Below are 639 nucleotides of genomic sequence, written 5' to 3'. Positions count from 1 at the left end.
GTAAGTATCCCCCGGCAAAGCCGGGGGCTTTAATATGTGAGCCGCTCAAAGCGGCATAAACATGGGGCCACCTGAAGGTGGCTTTCAGTTCCAGAGTTTCATCTGGTCAAGTCGCTTGTCTTCGGCTTCCTGGTGACGGATGTACTGTCGTATCGTCTCCTCATCACGCCCCACCGTCGATACAAAGTATCCCCTGGCCCAGAAACTCTGGCCCACAAAATTCCGCTTCCTCTCTCCGTACACCCGGGCAATGTGAATCGCACTCTTGCCCTTGATGTACCCTACAACCTGCGATACCGCATACTTTGGTGGGATCGAAATCAGCATATGCACATGGTCCGGCATCACATGCCCCTCTTCAATCCAGCTTTCCTTCTGCCTCGCCAGCCGATGGAAAACTTCCCCCAAATGTCGTCTCAATTGGCCAAAAAGGACCCTGCGACGATATTTCGGGATGAATACCACGTGATATTTACACTCCCACTTGGAGTGGCTTAGGCTCTCAAATTCGTCCATTGGGATTCTCCTGTGTCGTGTGCTTGGCGGCTCACAACCGGGAGTTTTCCCAATGGACTCCCTACAATGTCAAACTTCTACTGTCACCCCGGCAGAGCCGGGGGATTTCCCAAGTCTGGTTAA

Annotated in this window: 1 protein-coding gene; it reads right to left on the bottom strand. The window is 52.7% G+C overall.

Annotation, left to right across the window (positions count from 1 at the left end; all coding sequences use genetic code 11):
• Window positions 1-84: 84 nt before the first annotated feature.
• Entirely contained in the window at window positions 85-516 is a 432-nt protein-coding gene (tnpA, locus tag ECTPHS_RS13735) for an IS200/IS605 family transposase (protein ID WP_008933371.1), read from the bottom strand.
• Between the last annotated feature and the right edge of the window lie 123 nt (window positions 517-639).

This window comes from Ectothiorhodospira sp. PHS-1 (genome assembly GCF_000225005.1).
Classification (GTDB): domain Bacteria; phylum Pseudomonadota; class Gammaproteobacteria; order Ectothiorhodospirales; family Ectothiorhodospiraceae; genus Ectothiorhodospira.
This window is presented reverse-complemented; position numbering and strand designations above follow the sequence as displayed.